Source organism: Streptomyces soli (assembly GCF_003999195.1).
GTDB classification, from domain to species: Bacteria; Actinomycetota; Actinomycetes; order Streptomycetales; family Streptomycetaceae; genus Actinacidiphila; species Actinacidiphila soli.
In genome coordinates, this window is the sequence record NZ_RJVR01000362.1 from 25,757 (window position 1) to 39,890 (window position 14,134).

A 14,134-nucleotide genomic window follows, 5' to 3' on the forward strand; every position below is an offset into this window, starting at 1 on the left:
GGCGGTACCTGCCCCGCGCGCCGGGGCCCGGTCCCGGCACTGCCCCCATATCCGACTACGGAAAGGGCGGAGAACCATGAGCACCTTCTCGGCACCCGGCACCGATGCGCCGTCGGCGCAGGTACCGGACTACCCCATGACCCGGGCTGCCCGCTGCCCCTTCGATCCGCCGCCGGCCCTGCACACCCTGCAGGACCAGGCTCCGATCAGCCGGGTGCGGCTGTGGGACGGCAGCACCCCGTGGCTGGTCACTCGCTACGACGACGTACGGGCTCTGCTGGCCGATCCGCGGATCAGCTCGGAGAGCAACCTCCCGCACTACCCCCATCTGAGCCCGGCCCAAAAGGAGCGCCGGAGGCAGTCGCGGACCTTCATCAACATGGACGATCCGGAGCACGCCCGACTACGCCGGATGGTGACCGCGACCTTCTCCATCAGGCAGGTGGAGGCGCTGCGGCCTGCCATTCAGAAGATCGTCGACGGCCTAATCGACACCATGCTCGCCGGGCCCAAGCCGGTGGACCTGGTCCAGGCGTTCGCGTTGCCGGTGCCCTCGCTGGTGATCTGCGAGCTGCTCGGCGTCCCGTATGCCGACCACGACTTCTTCCAGGCCAACAGCAAGATCCTCATCAAGCGCACCAGCACCGTGGAACAGGCGTGGGTGGCCACACAGAAGCTGCTCGAATACCTGGACCGGCAGATCGGCGTCAAACTCGCCCACCCGGCCGACGACGTGCTCTCCACGCTGGCTGAGCGGGTCAGGGCCGGTGAGCTCTCCCGGCGTGAAGCGGCCGGCATGGGGATGCTGCTGCTGACCGCCGGGCACGAGACCACAGCAAACATGATCGCGCTGGGCACCCTGGCCCTGCTGCAGAACCCAGACCAGCTGGACCGGCTGCGCGAGAGCGACGACCCGAAGACGGTCGCCTCGGCGGTCGAGGAACTCCTGCGCTACCTCAGCATCGTGCACAGCGGACGCCGCCGGGTGGCCCTGGCGGACATCGAGGTCGGCGGCGTGACCATCCGCACCGGCGAGGGCGTCGTCCTCGCCAACGACGTCGCCAACCGCGATCCCGACGCCTTCCCCGCCCCCGACCAACTGGACATCGACCGCAACCCCCGCCACCACGTGGCCTTCGGCTTCGGCGTCCACCAGTGCCTGGGCCAGCCGCTGGCCCGGGTGGAGCTGCAGGTCGTCTACAGCACCCTGTACCGCCGCATCCCCACCTTGAAGCTCGCCATGGATCTCGACGAGATCCCGTTCAAGCACGACGGGAACGTCTACGGCGTCTACGAACTGCCCGTCACCTGGTGAGCGCGGCCAAGTGCCGCGCAGGAAAGGAGCATCCGATGAAGGTGATCGTCGACCAGAACAAGTGTGTGGCCTCCGGGCAGTGCGTACTGAGCGCACCGGAGGTGTTCGACCAGCGCGCGGAGGACGGCATCGTCGTCCTGCGCGCCGAGACCCCGCCGGAGGGCCTCGCGGACGACGTCCGGCAGGCCGTCGCCCTCTGCCCGGCCCAGGCGATCTGGGTGGAGGAACAGGAAGACGAGCAGTGAAGCGGATAGTCATCGTGGGAGCCTCGGCCGCCGGCCTGACCGCGGCCGAGACCCTCCGCCGCCGAGGCTGGGACGGTCGCCTCACGCTGATCGGTGAGGAGTCCCGTCCGCCGTACGACCGGCCGCCGCTGTCCAAGCAGATCCTGACCGGCGCCTGGGGGCCCGAACGCGCCACCCTGCGCTCCCTGCCGGATCTCGCGCGGCTGCGGGCCGACCTGCGGCTCGGACAACGCGCCGTCGCCCTGGACGTCCCGGGCCGCCGGGTGCGCCTGGGAGGCGGCGAGAGCATCGGCTTCGACGCTCTGGTCATCGCCACCGGCGTGGCTCCCCGGCGCCTGCCCGACAGCGATCTGGCCGGAGTCCACGTCCTGCGCTCGCTCGACGACGCGATCGCCCTGCGAGCCGCGCTGCGAGCCGGGCCCCGGGTGGTCGTGGTCGGCGCCGGATTCCTCGGCACCGAGGTGGCCGCGGCCGCACGGGCCATGGGCCTGGACGTGACCGTGGCCGAGCCGGAGCCGGTCCCGGTGCGGCGCCCGTTCGGGGACCGGATCGGCGCGCTCGTCGCCGCGTTGCACAGGGACCACGGAACACGCCTGCGCTGCGGAGTTCCGGTACGCCGGCTGCGCGGCGCAGGCGGCCGGGTGACCGGAGTGGAATTCGGCGACGGCACCACGCTGCCGGCCGACATCGTCGTCCTGGCCCTCGGCGCCAGGCCCGCGACCGTCTGGCTGGAGGGTTCGGGCCTGCGGCTGGGAGACGGGGTGGGGTGCGACGCGAATTGCCAGGCGGCACCCGGGATCTACGCCGCCGGCGACGTCGCCTCCTGGCCCAACGCGCACTTCGGCACCCGCATGCGGCTGGAGCACCGGATGAACGCCACCGAACAGGCCATGGCCGCGGCCGGCAACCTGCTCGGCGACGTCACCCCGTTCGCTCCCGTGCCCTACTTCTGGACCGACCAGTACGACACCAGGATCCAGGCGTACGGGATCTTCCCGCCGGACGCGGAGATGCGGATCGTCCACGGCGACCCGTCGGACAGCCACTTCGCCGCCGCCTACGGGCACCACGGGAGGGTGGTCGGCGTACTCGGCTGGAACGCACCACGCCAGGTACGCACGCTGCGCCGCCTGGTCGTCGACCGCGCTCCGTGGACGACTTTCGCGGCCATACCCGCGCTCAGCCCGGCAACCGTGAACTGACCCGCTCTTCCGACAGGAAGCAAGGAGGGAGGACTGCCGGTGACCACCGACCAAACCCCCAGCCCGGCAGGCAGTGCCCCCGGCGTTCGGCCCCGCGGTCGCCGTGCCTGGATCAGCGCCGACCACCCCCGCTACAAATGGGTGGCGCTGACCAATACCACGCTCGGCGTGCTGATCGCGACCGTCAACGGCTCGATCGTGCTGATCTCGCTGCCCGGCATCTTCACCGGCCTCCGTCTCGACCCGCTCCAGCCCGGCAACGTCAGCTACCTGCTGTGGATGCTGATGGGCTACCTGCTGGTCACCGCCGTGCTGGTCGTCACCCTCGGCCGACTCGGCGACATGCGGGGCCGGGTACGCATCTACAACGCGGGATTCGTCGTCTTCACCGTCACCTCGGTGATCCTCTCCGCCGACCCGCTGCACGGCTCGGCCGGTGCGCTATGGCTGATCGGATGGCGGATCGTGCAGGCCGTCGGCGGCGCGATGCTGATGGCCAACTCGACCGCCATCCTCACCGACGCCTTCCCCGCCCGGCAGCGCGGCATGGCCCTCGGCGTGAACATGGTCGCCGGCATCGCCGGCACGTTCATCGGCCTGGTCCTCGGCGGCGCGCTCGTGGAGTGGAACTGGCGCTCCATCTTCTGGGTCAACGTGCCGATCGGACTGATCGGCACCGTGTGGGCGTACAAGTCGCTGCACGAGACGGGCATCCGCAATCCCGGGCGGATCGACTGGTGGGGAAACCTCACCTTCGCCGCCGGGCTGACGGCACTGTTGGCCGCCATCACCTACGGCATCCAGCCCTACGGCGGGCACACCATGGGCTGGACCGACCCCTGGGTGCTCGCCGGCCTCATCGGCGGCACGCTCACCCTGGCCGCCTTCTGCATCGTGGAGGCGAACGTCGCCGAACCGATGTTCCCGCTGCGGCTGTTCCGCGACGCCGCCTTCGCCGGCGGCAACGCGGCCACGCTCCTGGGCGCGATCGCCCGCGGTGGCCTGCAGTTCATGCTCATCATCTGGCTGCAGGGCATCTGGCTGCCGCTCCACGGCCACGACTACGCCGACACCCCGCTGTGGGCAGGCATCTACCTGTTGCCCCTCACCCTCGGTTTCCTCGCGGCCGGGCCGGTGTCCGGAGCCCTGTCGGACAGATTCGGCGCCTGGCCGTTCGCCGTCGCCGGATGCCTCGTGATGGCCGCCTCCTTCGCCGGGATCCTCCTCCTGCCCACCGACTTCCCCTACGGCCTCTTCGCCGCCCTGGTCCTGCTCAACGGCCTCGGCAACGGGCTGTTCGCAGCGCCGAACACCTCGATCATCATGTCCAGCGTTCCGCCGGACGCCCGCGGCGCCGCCTCCGGCATGCGCGCCACCTTCCAGAACGCCGGCACGGTGCTGTCCCTGGGCGTCTTCTTCTCCCTGATGGTCGCCGGACTCGCCGGCTCACTGCCGCACACCCTCAGCTCCGGCCTCACCGCCCAGCACGTGCCCGCTCCAGCCGCTCACGCTGTCGCCTCGCTGCCGCCGGTCGGTGTCCTGTTCGCCGCCTTCCTTGGCTACAACCCCATCCAGCAGCTCCTCGGCCCAGCCATCCTCAGCCACCTACCACGGGCGAACGCGGCGATCCTGACCGGGCGCGAGTTCTTCCCCCACCTGATCTCCCGGCCCTTCCACGACGGCCTGGTCGTCGTCTTCACCCTGGCCATCGCCATGGCCCTCATCGCCGCGGCCACCTCCCTGATCCACAGCCGCACCGAGCCCACACCCACACCAGCCGCCACCGGCATCACGCCGAGAGCATCCACCGCCATGGCGGCATCCGCCGGTTCGCCGAAGGGCAGATGGCTCGGACGCGCACACGCTTCTTCGCCAGCACCCGGAACGCAGAACAAATCCGGGCCACCGGACAGCGCTCGGAGGCGGGGAGGAGCACGTCCGACTCCTGCGGCTGTCCGGCCCGGTCGGCTTGCCGCCCCGCGGATCGGGTCGTCGTGACCGTGGACTTCCCCCAGGATGAACGATTCGGCCACGCGGAGCATGTCGCCGGACCCGCCTGCGCTTCGACCCGCGCAATGAGGAGTCTTCCGAGCGTCGCAGCAAGGAGGGCAAGACCCGACGCGAAATCGTCCGATGCCTCAAACGCTACGCGGCCCGGGAGGTCTTCCGCCTGGTCGGGCCCGCACGGTCATGCACCTCGTCATAGGGGGAGTCTCGGGTGATACGGCGAGGCCCGCCAGAAACCGTTCCGACGGGGACCTCCGCGCGGAGCCGTGAGACGCCGAAGCCGCACCGAAGCGCTCCGGCGCGGCTTCGGCGTGAGATCGGTTGCGCTCGCACGAGTGGTTCCCGGGAGCGGTGCAGGAACGCCTGCCCGAGCAGCCAACCCGCCGCAGGAAGGCATTCCCCGGTGCGAAATACTCTCCCGATGAGTTCACGCACTTCCCCGATCAGCCAGCCGATCACGATACGGAGGGCAGTCGCGCGGGATGCCAAACGGCTCACGCGGCTCGTGCGTGGCTCAGGCGCCTACGAGGGTAAGTACGCAGCCGCAGTGGCGGGCTACCGGGTCGGTCCTGATTACATCGAAGCCCACCGCGCCTTCGTAGCCGTCGGCGCCGACGAGCATGGAGGCCGGGTCCTCGGGTTCTACTCGCTCGTCCTCGCTCCACCGGAGCTCGACCTGCTGTTCGTCGCCGACGAAGCGCAAGGACGTGGTATTGGACGGCTGCTCGTCGCGCACATGCAGTCCGAGGCCCGTGCCGCCGGGCTCGACCGTGTCAAGGTCGTGTCGCATCTTCCCGCCGAGGACTTCTACCACCGCGTTGGTGCAGTGCGGACCGGGACCGCGCTAGCGAACCCGCCCGCCGTGCCGTGGGACCGTCCCAAATTCGAGTTTCGCATTCCTTCGGATTGACGCGGTGTGCCGGTTCGCAGGGCACCGGCTTCGCCTGCATGGTGGCCGGAATGCAGGAGCCGCTGGACGCCGCGCGCTCCGTGTGTGCCGCCGTCTCTGCCCCGGCGGGGGAATCGCCTGCGCCAGCGGCATCTCCCGGCGACTCCCTCGCCTCCGGCACTCCCAGGGCCATCGAAATCGCGTACACCTCGGCTCGCTCCACACACGATCGAGGTCGGCCGCGTAAATGCGTAGTTCACACAACCCTGATCTGCGAGACGAAGTGGCCACAGTCCACCGTCAGCGCTGTAGGGGGTGATGCCTTGCCAGTGCAGCCATCAGCGCAAGTGGGAGTAGTCACAGCCGTTGCCCCGTGGAGCTTGGCCGACCGGCGTCGGTGCGGCCCGCGGGCACGGCCGTGCTCTGGCTCCCCTCTACCGGTCGATGTCGGCGTGGGCAGCCGGACGCCCGCTCGCCGACGCAGACCACCACCCGGTGTGGGGGCCGGCCCCGGCCCGGACCGAACCGGGCACCTGGATCACCAACCAGTCGCGCCTCCCGGCCGCCCCGGCCCCCACGACGACGGCCCCAGTCCTCCCGGCGCAGCCTCCCGTAGCCAAGTGGAAGGCGGGCGACCTGTTTTCGCACCGGATACCCGCCCGCCCTGTCGCAATCTCCCCGGCTGGGGGACACCGCCGATGAACCGTCCCGACACCCTTCGCCCTGAGCAAGTGACCCGTGCGGTCGGTGTGCTGTCCTATCCGGGTCTGATCCGGCTGGTCAGCGAGATCGACGACAACGGTCCCATCCCGCGCCTCATGCTCACCCGGACCTTCTCCGACCTCACGCGCCACCAGGTCGGTCACGGACTTGCGACAGCCCGCGCGTACGGGCTGGTGCGGGCCGGGCAGCACGCCGGAGCGCCCTGCCACCAGCTCACCGAGGCCGGCGCAGAACTGGCCGAGGTGTACGAATCAGCCACGCGCTGGGCCCGCGCCCACCACTTCCCGGCCCGCGACGGCGACTTCGTCACCCGCGTCCAAGCAACCCTCACGCTCCTCACCCAGGCGCCGGTTCTCGCCGCCCTCACCGGCGAGGTACACGACACGGTGACCACGGACGCCGGTCAGCGCGTCATGGACGGGCTGCTGCCGGACACCGAGGCCGTGATCGCTCTGCGCCTGCCGTGGACGGCGCTGTCCCAATGGATCAAAAGCAACCCTTCCATCCCTGCGACAGACCCACGCCGTCCTGCCGGCACCGCGCTGGCACCGGGGCTCGCTGCGTGAGTTCAGGCTCGAATCCGCGGCCGGTCCGCCGTCCTGCTACGCGCCATTTCGTCGCTGTCAAGCAGCGCAGCGCCAAATGCGCCCGTACCGCCCCGCCAGTACGCACAGACCATCACAGCCCGAGAGCACGACGAGCCCGATCACGCCGCCCACCGCCGCATCTTCGACCAGGCCCTGCACCGCCTCGCCGAACAGCGCCCCGACGCCTACGACCACATCCGCCACCGGCTGCGCCGCTACGAAAACACCCCGGACCGCCTGGACACCGCCGTGCTGAAAGCCACCGCCCGCGGCACCCTCAAGCGGCAGGTCCTCGCCGAACTCACCACCACCGCGCCACCGGTACCGCACCTGGTGACCACGACCCTTCCCCAACCAGCCGTTCCCGCAGCCCTGCCGGTCGCCAGCCGCTGACCCCCGCACCCGAGCCCGAACCTCCCCCGGATGTGCCCATGCCCGACCTCGACCAGATCGACGGGGACGTCTACGTCACCCCGCGCTACCTCGCCGGCAGCACGCACACCGGCGACCCCGCCCTTGAGCCCCTGCTCGCCCTGGGCTGGGACCTGCGCTACGACGACCTCGCCATTATGTGGAATCAGGTTTGTCAAGGTTCAAGTACGCGTTGCTCTGTCGATCGTTGCGAGAGCCGTTTCGAGTGAGCGGCCACGGTCGGGCGGTCTTCCGGTCCCCAAGGCGTGAGAGCAGGGCTGGTGTCCAAGGTGCTGGGACCGGTCACACAGCACGGTCCACACCCATCTTCATTTGCGGAGCTGGCGCTGCGAATCGCATATTGACTAGGAAAGTGCACTGGTGAGTAGTGCCTTGGCCACCTCGTCTGGGCGGGTGAGCATCGATTCATGACCGCCCGATACCAGCACCGGGGTCAGACCGATACGGGAGGCTAACTCGGCACCCGGCCGGGCCAGGGCCCGGTCGTCCTCGCTGAGGATGTATCCGGCCGGCACGCCCAGGGTAGTGACGTCGTCGACGTCGAGCGGGTCGAGAAAGTAGCCGCCGGGCTGCGGCACGAGCAGTTCGAAGAACAGGTCTCTGGTCTGCTCGTCGGCCTCCGGCATGAGCATCGGAACCTGCTCGCGGACCAGGCCGATGGTGCCGTCCGGGCTGGCCGCGATCGCGGCCCGGGTCAGTGCCGCGTACTCGGCGTTCTCGTCCACCATCGCCGTGCCGCGGGCCGGAACGACGGCGTTGTAGTAGATCACCTTGGCCAGGCGGCCGATCAGTGCATTCGCGGCGCCTGTAATCACGTAGCCGCCCCAGCTCTGGCCGACCAGGACGACCTCAGCGAGGTCGCGGCGCTCGACCTCGGCCACGACGTGATCGATCGCATCCGAGAGCCGGAGTCCGGCGCGATCGTCGCCGTCGGCGAGGCCGGGCAGGGTGACCGTAACGGCCGCACAGCCGACCTCACGCAGCCGCCGGGCGACCGGCTGCCAGGCCCAGCCTCCCTGCCAGGCTCCGGGGACGAGGACGAAGGTGGGTGACATCGTGAGGGTCATGGCGGTCGCACCTCTGGCTGGAGAAACGATGGGTTGGGCTGTGGCGCCGGGTCGCGAGGTGGGTCAACCGCGGAGCGTGGTGGTTTCGCGGGTGAACTGGCGGTGGCCGATCAGCTTGTAGGCCAAACGGGCTGGGGCGGGTATGACCTGCATGAACCTCTGGCGTTCCGCGTCGTCGGCTTCCTCGGTGATGTGGCCGAGGATGACCAGTCGCCGGGTGAGCGGGATCGCGCTCATGCCGTGCTTGCCGAGTGCGTCCCATTCGCTTTGCGTCAGGGTGACCGAGACGACCGGGAGCAGCTTCTGCTCCTCCTCGGCCAGATGATCGATCAGTGTCGGCATCGTGGCTTCGATGCGGGCGGCCATCTTCTCGCCGGTGGCTGCGTCGGCGGTCGCTGTCCACACCGGCAGTTGCGCGTTGACGGCTGTGACGGTGTCGTCGACCTGTGCGTGCTGTGCGTCCATCCGGTCCATCAGATCCGGGTCGAGCGTGGTTCGCTTGCGCAGCAAGGGAAAGAGCAGTTCGTCCTCGCCGGTGTGGTGCGTGTGCAGGAAGTCCAGCATCTCCCGGGCGTGCGCGCCGATGACCTTTGATCGTGCACGGTCGTTGGCCGCGGAGCGAAACAGCCGGGGGAGTTGGCCGAACTCGCGCCGGATGACACGGTGGATCAGAACCATCTCGTGGGTGTCGACTTTGGGGCCGGAGGTCCTCACCGTGACTCCTCGATGGTTGCGGCGTTCTGGACGGCTTCGGGAGCGGGGAACTCGGTGCGGTGGGCCTGGGCCCAGTCGGCAAAGCTGCGTGCCGGGCGGCCGGTGACTGCGGTGATGTCACCTGTCGGCTCGGAGTTATACGGTTCCACGGTGGAGCGGAAGAGCTCGATGACGGCGTGCGCGTACTCCTTGGGCATGCCATAGGACACCATCTGCGCGAGCGTGCTGGCCGGGTCGGCTTCGGCGTAGCGCAGGTCGCGGCCCAGCACCTGGCTGAGGATTGCGACCTGGTCGGAGGGGCTGAGCGGTTCGGGGCCGGTGAGCTCGTAGACGCGGTGATTGTGGCCGTCTTGGGTGAGGCAGGCCGCGGCGACCGCTGCGATGTCCGCCGGGTCGACGACAGCGGCCCGGCCAACGGCGAACGGGGCGTACACGACCTGATCGGCCGCGATCATTCCCGCCCAGTTGAGCGCGTTGGACATGAACGCGGTGGGCCGCAGGAACGTCCACCCGATGCCGCTGTCGCGGATCGCCTCCTCGCCGGCCCGGTGCAAAGTGGTGATCGGGTCGGTGGCGTCGTGTCCGACGTTGCGCACGGACAGCTTGACGATCCGCTCCACGCCCGCTCGCTGCGCCGCGGCTATGAGCCGGCGATCGTGTGCGGCGATGTGGAGCCCGTCGGTTACAAGAACACCGCGTGTACTCCGTCCAGCACGGGTGCCAGATCGCTGTCACCGAGATCGGCCACGACTTTCTGGGCGCCGTCGGGGAAAACCGCGCCAGGATTGCGGGTGAGAACCCTCATGTGACCTGCCTGGGTGGGGAGGAGCGCTGTGATGACTTCCGAACCGACAGTGCCGGTGGCTCCGGTAATCAAAATCATGAGTTCTGGTCCTTTATTTGAGATTGGGTTTCGGGGTGAGTTGGGAGTGGGCGCAGCTCCCGTGGGACGGGCACCGCCCCGCGATGATGCGGCGGGCCAGCTGACCCTCGTTTGGCGTCTGTGAGCACCAGATCGACTGCTGCTCCTAACTAGTCAGCTTTCGTTACTACTGTAGTCATACATCCGAACCGATGGCAACAGCGGCAGGTCCGAGGTCACCGAGGGGCGGGTGGCACGTGCGGAACGCAGCGTGCGCAGCGCCGCGGCACGCGCCGCCGCCGCGGTCGAATCGGCGGCAACGTAAGGTGTGAACCTCGCGGGATCAGGCGGGCGATGGAGCTGGGAGCGGCATGGACGACGAGCAGCGGGTTGATCTAGGGACGTCATTGTTCATCCCATACCGCTACACCGAGGACCGGATTTTCCGGGCCCTGCAGGATGCCGGGTTCGACGACTGGACCCTCGCCCAGTGTCGGGTGTTCCAGCGCATCACCCCGGAAGGTTCGCGTCTCACGGACCTCGCTGACCAGGCGCAAATGACCAAGCAGAGCGCCAGTGTGATGGTCGATCAACTGGAACGCCTGGGCTACGTCCGCCGGGTCCCCGACCCCGTGGATGGCCGTGCCCGGCTGATCGTGATCGAGCCGCGCGGCCGGCGGGCGGTCGAGGTAGCCATGGCGACACTCGACAAGATCCTCGCGGAGTGGAAGGAATACCTGGGCACCCGCAACTTCACGCTGCTGCAGCAGATCCTGGATCAACTCCGCGAGATCACCGACCCCTACGCGCGGTAGACCCGGCCGCACCGAGCAGTCCGCACCGATTCCCGCTGGCCCCGAGCCGCCGGAGCCGGCGGGCGCCAACGGGTCTCGACCCCGCTTTTGACATAGTCAGTTTCATTGACTAGATTAGTAGATGATCCTGACGATGTTCCGGTGATGGGCAGCTGATTGCCGCGGTGCACAGGCCCAGACGAGCTGGGCCGTTGCTGCACGGGCCGCCACCGGCAGAGACCTGAGGGGCCAACAGAGCATGGGCGGGAATCGGGCCCTTGCCGATTGGCCGCAACACCGGCACGCCCATTCATCCTTTGATAGAGAGCGAAGTATCGTGAAGTTTCTTGTCCTTGGAGCGACCGGGCGCACCGGCGTCCTCCTCATGAAAAAGGCACTCGACCAGGGGCACCAGGTCACTGCCCTCGTTCGGCGGGCCGACGCCAGCGTTGATCCGCGCGCTCAGATCGTCAGTGGCGACGTCACCGACGCCACCGTGATCGCGACGGCAGCCCGAGGCCACGACGCGATCATCAGCACGCTCGGGGTGAAAAACGCCCGCGAGACCCCAACGCTGATCACCGACACCGTCCGCGCAGTCATCGCATCCGCGAAAACATCAGGCGTTGACCGTTTCGTCATCCTGTCGGCGTTCGGAGTCGGCGACTCCCTTGCCAAAGCTTCATTCCTCGTCGGCCCCATTTTCCGAACCGTGCTTCGGAGAACCTACGCAGACAAAGCGGCATCGGAAGTGCTCTTGAGGGCCAGCGATCTGAAATGGACCCTCGAATACCCCGGAGCGTTGAACAACGGTCACAGCACCCGCTACAACGCCGTCGCGCTCGCGGACGTCACGAAATTGCCGATCTTCCCCTCCACCTCTCGCGCAAACGTCGCCGACTTCCTCCTCCACTCCGCCGTGGAAGACACCTTCATCCGTCAGATCGCCGTAGTCACTGACGCCAAATAGGTAACTGATGCAGGCCTAAGAAACACCGATCGAGGCGCTGACCCGGTCGTGGGAGGCCGAGTACGGTCCGGCCAGCGTGTGCATCAACGCCGTCGTGCTCAGGCCGAGCCGCAACGAGGTCACCAAATCCATGGGCGAGATGCTCGACACTTTCGCGGCCGCCAGCCCCCTGGGTCGGGCGGAGGAGCCGGACGAGGTCGCCCACGTCATCGCCTACCTCGCCGGTGAGCAGGTCCGACCGATCACCGGCACCGTCCTGGCCGTCGACGCCGGATGCGTCTCCGCACTCTGACCTTTTGCGAGGGAGAACACCATGATTCTGGTAACCGGCGCGTCCGGAAACGTCGGCTCCGAAGCCGCCCGGCTGCTCGGCGCGCAGCACCAACCCACCAGGGCGCTGGTACGCGACGCAGCCCGCGCGCCCAGGGCCGACGTCGAGATCATCACCGGCGACTTCGAACGCCCGGACACGCTCGACGCGGCCATGCGCGGCATCGAGACCGTCATCCTGGTCAGCCCGGCCATTCCCGCCCAGGAGATCGCGGTCATCGCCAGTGCGGTGCGCGAAGGCGTACGTCACATCATCAAGATCACGAGCAAGGCGTCGGACGATTCCCCGGTCGAGCGCCGCCGCGGCCAGGCGCGGATCGAGGCGTACCTGGAGACCTCCGGACTCTCCTACACGCTGCTGCGGGCGAACGCCTACATGCAAAACCTCCTCGCCCTGGCTCCGATGATCAAACAGTCGGGCAGGTTCGTGATGTCCGCCGGCGACGGCCAGGTCGGCATGATCGATACCCGCGACGTCGCCGCCACCGCCGCAACGGTGGCCGCCGAGGCGGCGGTGCACGCCGGCCGAACCTACTGGCTGACCGGACCGGACCTGATCACCTACAACGACGTCGCCAAGGAACTGTCCGACGCGCTCGGTTACGAGATCGAATACCGGCGGACCACTCCCGCCGAGCACCGGGCGGCGATGGTCCAAGCCGGCCTACCCGAAACAGTCGCGACCTCCAACGCCCAGGCCTTCGGACTGATCGCCGAGGGCGACGCAGCATGGCTGTCTGACGAGGTCGCAGCGATCACCGGCGCCGCGCCGCGCTCGCTGCGCACCTTCATCGCCGACCACATCGCGGCATTCACCTGAGCGTAAAGACCAGCAATTGGACACGTTAGAGACCCGGACATCACAACACATCAGGACACGGTCGTAAACCACTCAAAAGGTCACTCGTAGCGGTCTACACCCAAACCTTTTGCCCTGTCTCGCTGAACGCCAGTGTGATCGGTGCTACCTGGTCGGATGATTTCGGACCTCCACGATGGGCAGCAGGGTGACGGTGGCGGGGAGACCGAGTTCTCGCGGGGTGGGACCGGCGGGTGTGGGGATGTCGGTAAGCCGGGCGAGGAGTGCGTCGATGGCGGTTTGGCCGTCGTCGACCGCAGCGCGTTCGTCTTCGGTCAGTGGGATGGAGGCGAGCATGCGCTGCAAGTTCTCTTTGGCTTCGAGGAGTTGGGCCTTGCTGGAGTTCTTGGGGGTGTAGAAGTCGCAGCGGGCGCAGGCCATCCGGTGCTGGCACTGTTCGAAGAAGGAGTAGGTGCACCAGCCGTGGCCCAGGTCGTAGTACTGCCAGGGCTCGCCAGTGGCCGCCGCCCCGGAGGCGACGGCGTCGCGGTCGACGAGGACCTCGATGGTGCGCACGTTCCGGGCGAAGTAGCCGGCTTCGCTGTATGCCTTGGCCAGCGTCTTGGGGGAGATCTTCGCGTAGAACTGGGTGGAGCTGGGCGACCGATGTCCGAGCCATGCCTGCAGCTCGAACAGGGTCATCGGCTCCTTGGCGTTGTACAGCTGGCTGGCGATGGTGCTGCGGGCCCGGTGGCTGGTGATTTTGCCGCGGACATCGCTGGCGGGGACCCCGGCCTTCGTGCACAGCGCCGGGATGATCGTGCGGTTGATGTAGAGCGACCGAGGATAGGCGTCATTTCAGGCGGCGGACTTCTGGCCGGGTCTCCCATCGATAGCGGTTGCGGGCCTGCTGGATGAGACAACGCACGGTGACGAACGCGGCGGCGAGGTAGAGGTAGAACTCGACGGTCTGGGTCGTGCGCTGGAAGCAGCGCCGGAGTTCGCCGTACCCGTTCATCCGGGAATGTGTGCGTTCGACCACCCAGCGACGCCCGACTTGGATGGGAGCCTTCACGCCCTTGACGGCGATCTCGCCGACGAGTCCGTGCTTCTCCAGTACCTGCGCGCACGGCTTGTCGTTGTACGCGGAGTCCAGGTGGATGGTGGGATTCTCCGGCAGGACAGGCCCGACCTGGTC

Annotated in this window: 18 protein-coding genes and 1 pseudogene; 12 read left to right on the plus strand and 7 right to left on the minus strand. The window is 68.3% G+C overall.

Translation table 11 applies throughout. From position 1 onward, the window contains the following. The first annotated feature begins 76 nt into the window (after positions 1 to 76). The 6 genes from EFK10_RS44970 (at position 77) to EFK10_RS45000 (ending at position 6,947) form a co-directional block, all read left to right on the plus strand. Complete coding sequence (locus tag EFK10_RS44970; RefSeq protein WP_127361410.1) at positions 77 to 1,315, plus strand: cytochrome P450; 1,239 nt, start codon at positions 77 to 79, stop codon at positions 1,313 to 1,315. 35 nt (positions 1,316 to 1,350) lie between these two features. Further along, a complete protein-coding gene (locus tag EFK10_RS44975) occupies positions 1,351 to 1,560 on the plus strand; it encodes a ferredoxin (RefSeq protein ID WP_127361411.1) in 210 nt (69 codons plus the stop codon). Further along, positions 1,557 to 2,762, plus strand: coding sequence for an NAD(P)/FAD-dependent oxidoreductase (locus tag EFK10_RS44980; protein ID WP_206305839.1), 1,206 nt, complete (start codon positions 1,557 to 1,559; stop codon positions 2,760 to 2,762). Before EFK10_RS44975 ends, EFK10_RS44980 begins: the two co-directional genes overlap by 4 nt. Before the next feature lie 39 nt (positions 2,763 to 2,801). After that, entirely contained in the window at positions 2,802 to 4,760 is a 1,959-nt protein-coding gene (locus EFK10_RS44985; protein ID WP_407647270.1) for an MFS transporter, read from the plus strand. Positions 4,761 to 5,190: 430 nt separating this feature from the next. Next, positions 5,191 to 5,679, plus strand: a complete 489-nt coding sequence (locus tag EFK10_RS44995) for a GNAT family N-acetyltransferase (RefSeq protein WP_164836447.1) — start codon at positions 5,191 to 5,193, stop codon at positions 5,677 to 5,679. Positions 5,680 to 6,389: 710 nt separating this feature from the next. Beyond that, complete coding sequence (locus EFK10_RS45000) at positions 6,390 to 6,947, plus strand: regulator (RefSeq protein ID WP_127361413.1); 558 nt, start codon at positions 6,390 to 6,392, stop codon at positions 6,945 to 6,947. A 57-nt stretch (positions 6,948 to 7,004) separates the two neighbouring features. Here EFK10_RS45000 and EFK10_RS48275 read toward each other — a convergent pair whose 3' ends face one another. Next, the gene (locus tag EFK10_RS48275; protein ID WP_164836448.1) at positions 7,005 to 7,172 is read right to left on the minus strand and encodes a hypothetical protein; all 168 of its coding nucleotides are present in this window, start codon (positions 7,170 to 7,172) and stop codon (positions 7,005 to 7,007) included. 45 nt (positions 7,173 to 7,217) lie between these two features. On the opposite strand from EFK10_RS48275, the gene EFK10_RS48280 reads away from it, so the two are divergent. Next, positions 7,218 to 7,361, plus strand: coding sequence for a hypothetical protein (locus tag EFK10_RS48280; protein WP_164836450.1), 144 nt, complete (start codon positions 7,218 to 7,220; stop codon positions 7,359 to 7,361). 38 nt (positions 7,362 to 7,399) lie between these two features. After that, positions 7,400 to 7,609 carry a hypothetical protein gene (locus tag EFK10_RS45005; protein ID WP_127361414.1) on the plus strand — a complete coding sequence of 70 codons (210 nt, stop codon included), beginning with the start codon at positions 7,400 to 7,402 and terminating at the stop codon, positions 7,607 to 7,609. Positions 7,610 to 7,744: 135 nt separating this feature from the next. Here EFK10_RS45005 and EFK10_RS45010 read toward each other — a convergent pair whose 3' ends face one another. From EFK10_RS45010 to EFK10_RS52460, 4 genes are all read right to left on the minus strand, one after another. After that, positions 7,745 to 8,467 carry an alpha/beta fold hydrolase gene (locus EFK10_RS45010; RefSeq protein ID WP_206305840.1) on the minus strand — a complete coding sequence of 241 codons (723 nt, stop codon included), beginning with the start codon at positions 8,465 to 8,467 and terminating at the stop codon, positions 7,745 to 7,747. 63 nt (positions 8,468 to 8,530) lie between these two features. Further along, positions 8,531 to 9,181 (minus strand): hemerythrin domain-containing protein, encoded by a 651-nt coding sequence (locus EFK10_RS45015; protein WP_206305841.1) that lies wholly within the window; start codon positions 9,179 to 9,181, stop codon positions 8,531 to 8,533. Next, entirely contained in the window at positions 9,178 to 9,849 is a 672-nt protein-coding gene (locus EFK10_RS45020; protein WP_127361415.1) for an NmrA family NAD(P)-binding protein, read from the minus strand. Before EFK10_RS45020 ends, EFK10_RS45015 begins: the two co-directional genes overlap by 4 nt. Positions 9,850 to 9,863: 14 nt before the next feature. After that, the gene (locus EFK10_RS52460) at positions 9,864 to 9,986 is read right to left on the minus strand and encodes a hypothetical protein (RefSeq protein WP_265737609.1); all 123 of its coding nucleotides are present in this window, start codon (positions 9,984 to 9,986) and stop codon (positions 9,864 to 9,866) included. A 428-nt stretch (positions 9,987 to 10,414) separates the two neighbouring features. Here EFK10_RS52460 and EFK10_RS45030 point away from each other — a divergent pair, with 428 nt between their 5' ends. The 4 genes from EFK10_RS45030 (at position 10,415) to EFK10_RS45045 (ending at position 12,957) form a co-directional block, all read left to right on the plus strand. Next, positions 10,415 to 10,858, plus strand: coding sequence for a MarR family winged helix-turn-helix transcriptional regulator (locus EFK10_RS45030; RefSeq protein ID WP_127361417.1), 444 nt, complete (start codon positions 10,415 to 10,417; stop codon positions 10,856 to 10,858). 316 nt (positions 10,859 to 11,174) lie between these two features. Next, positions 11,175 to 11,807 carry an NAD(P)-dependent oxidoreductase gene (locus EFK10_RS45035; RefSeq protein ID WP_127361418.1) on the plus strand — a complete coding sequence of 211 codons (633 nt, stop codon included), beginning with the start codon at positions 11,175 to 11,177 and terminating at the stop codon, positions 11,805 to 11,807. Between the two features lie 37 nt (positions 11,808 to 11,844). Then, positions 11,845 to 12,099 (plus strand): SDR family oxidoreductase, encoded by a 255-nt coding sequence (locus EFK10_RS45040; protein WP_265737610.1) that lies wholly within the window; start codon positions 11,845 to 11,847, stop codon positions 12,097 to 12,099. Between the two features lie 21 nt (positions 12,100 to 12,120). Further along, positions 12,121 to 12,957 (plus strand): NmrA family NAD(P)-binding protein, encoded by an 837-nt coding sequence (locus tag EFK10_RS45045; RefSeq protein WP_127361420.1) that lies wholly within the window; start codon positions 12,121 to 12,123, stop codon positions 12,955 to 12,957. Positions 12,958 to 13,101: 144 nt separating this feature from the next. On the opposite strand, the gene EFK10_RS45050 is transcribed toward EFK10_RS45045, so the two are convergent. Together EFK10_RS45050 and EFK10_RS45055 are read right to left on the minus strand one after the other, a co-directional pair. Next, positions 13,102 to 13,767, minus strand: a complete 666-nt coding sequence (locus EFK10_RS45050; RefSeq protein ID WP_322973476.1) for a tyrosine-type recombinase/integrase — start codon at positions 13,765 to 13,767, stop codon at positions 13,102 to 13,104. A gap of 22 nt (positions 13,768 to 13,789) precedes the next feature. Continuing rightward, positions 13,790 to 14,134 (minus strand): annotated as a pseudogene (locus EFK10_RS45055) (IS5/IS1182 family transposase); the annotation flags it as partial.

What these genes read in the sequence shown, in the direction of transcription:
- EFK10_RS44970 (WP_127361410.1), top strand. Translation starts at nt 77, where the DNA reads ATGAGCACCTTCTCGGCACCCGGCACCGATGCGCCGTCGGCGCAGGTA.
- EFK10_RS44975 (WP_127361411.1), top strand. Translation starts at nt 1,351, where the DNA reads ATGAAGGTGATCGTCGACCAGAACAAGTGTGTGGCCTCCGGGCAGTGC.
- EFK10_RS44995 (WP_164836447.1), top strand. Translation starts at nt 5,191, where the DNA reads ATGAGTTCACGCACTTCCCCGATCAGCCAGCCGATCACGATACGGAGG.
- EFK10_RS45005 (WP_127361414.1), top strand. Translation starts at nt 7,400, where the DNA reads ATGCCCGACCTCGACCAGATCGACGGGGACGTCTACGTCACCCCGCGC.
- EFK10_RS45010 (WP_206305840.1), bottom strand. Translation starts at nt 8,467, where the DNA reads ATGACCCTCACGATGTCACCCACCTTCGTCCTCGTCCCCGGAGCCTGG.
- EFK10_RS52460 (WP_265737609.1), bottom strand. Translation starts at nt 9,986, where the DNA reads ATGAGGGTTCTCACCCGCAATCCTGGCGCGGTTTTCCCCGACGGCGCC.
- EFK10_RS45030 (WP_127361417.1), top strand. Translation starts at nt 10,415, where the DNA reads ATGGACGACGAGCAGCGGGTTGATCTAGGGACGTCATTGTTCATCCCA.
- EFK10_RS45045 (WP_127361420.1), top strand. Translation starts at nt 12,121, where the DNA reads ATGATTCTGGTAACCGGCGCGTCCGGAAACGTCGGCTCCGAAGCCGCC.